The following is a 1,958-nucleotide window of genomic DNA, read 5'->3' on the forward strand; positions in this document are numbered from 1 at the left end:
GATCGAGGCGTACAAAGGGGGGCATGAGCACTTCCGAGCTGCCGCGCGACGACCTCGCGGCCTCCCTCGCCGCACGGCGCGAGCTGGGGCCCGACTACGACGCGGCGTTCGCCGACGCGATCGCCGCGCGGATCGAGCGGTCCGCCGCGCTGCGCGACTCGGCCGCCGTCGCGAATGAGAGGGCCGAGCGCGCGGTGGCCCTCACCGTCCTGTGCGTGACGCTCGGCGTCTCCATCCCCACCTCGGCCATTGCCGCGGCCGAGGCCGGGCTGCCCGGCCTCATCGTCGTGTGGCTGGCGCTGGTGGCGATCAACGTGGCGTTCGCCCTGCGTCCCCGACGCCGGTAGGCACCGGGTCGCCGGCCTCGCGCGCCGCGTCGTGGCGCGCCTTGAGCAGGCTCACCACCGTGGTGATGAGCATCGCCACGCCGATCACGACCAGTGAGAGCCAGATCGGCACCTGCGGCACCCGCTCGAACCCGGTCGCGTGCAACGCCTCGAGGATGAGCTTGACGCCGATGAAGGCGAGGATGAACGACAGCCCCTTGCTCAGGTAGATGAGCCGGTCGAGCAGGCCGCCCAGCAGGAAGTAGAGCTGGCGCAGACCCATCAGGGCGAAGGCGTTCGCGGTGAACACCAGGTAGGACTGCTTGGTCAGGCCGAAGATGGCCGGGATGGAGTCGAGCGCGAAGAGCAGGTCGGTCGAGCCGATCGCGACCATGACGATGAGCATGGGGGTGACGAGCCGCCGCCCCTCGACGCGCACGGTCAGCCGGTCGCGGTGGTACTCCCCGGTGGTCGGGATGACGCGCTGCACCCAGCGCAGCAGGATGTTCTCCTTGAACTCCTCGTCACCGTTGTCGCGCAGCAGCCCCAGCGCGGTCCAGATGAGGAACAGGCCGAAGACGTAGAACAGCCACTCGAAGCGGGCGAGCGCGGCACCGCCGACGAGGATGAACGCGCCCCGCATGACCAGCGCGATCAGGATGCCGACGAGCAGCACCTTGTGCTGGTTGACGCGTGGTACGGCGAACCGCGCCATGATGACGTAGAAGATGAACAGGTTGTCGATGCTCAGGCTGTACTCGGTGAGATATCCCGCGTAGAACTGCGCGGTGTACTGCCCGCCCGCGACGAACAGCAGGCAGACGCCGAACGCCACAGCGAGCACGACATAGAACGTCACCCATACGCCGGCCTGCCGGAGGGTGAACTCCTTCGGCTGCCCACGGTCGACGATCCACAGATCGACCAGGATGACGGCGAGGATGCCGACCAGCGTGAGCGTCCAGCCCAAGATCGTGACATTCACGAGACAGTATCCTCCGGCGGCAGACTAAAGCCCCGGAGGTCTCTCCCGCCCGCGCTCATAGGCACGAACCGACAGTACCGGGCCGCATACGACTCCAGCCGTGGTGACGACACTGCCGCGAAAGGGATACTCCCCTCCTGCGCCTCGACTATATCCAAGACCGAACGTGTCCCGAACAGTGTGCCGCGTTAGGAAGCCGTACCGGTCGTCCGAGCATAAACCTGGGTGAGCTGATCGATCGCGTCCTCTTCGGTGGGCAGCCGGAGTGCCTGGCGGGACGCGGAAGACGCAAGCCGTTCGGCGAGTTCCGGATTGTCCAGAATGCGTGTTACGGCCGTCTCTAGTGCAGTCTCGTCGCCGGACGGGACCAGGACCGCCGCCTCGCCGACCATGCCGGGAATGCCGCCGACCCGGGTGGCGACCAGGGGTCGTCCGGCCCGCAGCACCTCCTGAATGATGAGCGGCTGCCCCTCCCAGACGCTGGACACGACGGCGACGTCGGCGGCGGCGAGCAGCTCGGGCACGTCGGAGCGGCGGCCGAGCAGGCGTACGGGCAGGGTCTCGGCTTCGATCCGCGCCCGCAGCGGCGCCTCCAGCGGCCCGTCTCCGGCGATCGCCACGAGCGGCGCGGGCGTGCGCCGGGCCCA

The 1,958-nt window shown here is 68.6% G+C and carries 3 protein-coding genes; 1 reads left to right on the plus strand and 2 read right to left on the minus strand.

The features are described 5' to 3' along the window. The first annotated feature begins 23 nt into the window (after positions 1-23). Positions 24-347, plus strand: a complete 324-nt coding sequence (locus ACFFNX_RS48685; RefSeq protein WP_378213253.1) for a hypothetical protein — start codon at positions 24-26, stop codon at positions 345-347. On the opposite strand, the gene ACFFNX_RS48690 is transcribed toward ACFFNX_RS48685, so the two are convergent. Both ACFFNX_RS48690 and ACFFNX_RS48695 read right to left on the minus strand, forming a co-directional pair. Then, entirely contained in the window at positions 310-1,311 is a 1,002-nt protein-coding gene (locus tag ACFFNX_RS48690) for a TerC/Alx family metal homeostasis membrane protein (protein ID WP_378213255.1), read from the minus strand. The genes ACFFNX_RS48685 and ACFFNX_RS48690 overlap by 38 nt on opposite strands. A gap of 188 nt (positions 1,312-1,499) precedes the next feature. Then, a partial coding sequence (locus tag ACFFNX_RS48695; protein WP_378213257.1) for a glycosyltransferase family 4 protein occupies positions 1,500-1,958 on the minus strand: 459 nt, incomplete at its 5' end.

It is taken from the genome of Actinoallomurus acaciae, assembly GCF_042429965.1.
Classification (GTDB): Bacteria; Actinomycetota; Actinomycetes; order Streptosporangiales; family Streptosporangiaceae; genus Actinoallomurus; species Actinoallomurus acaciae.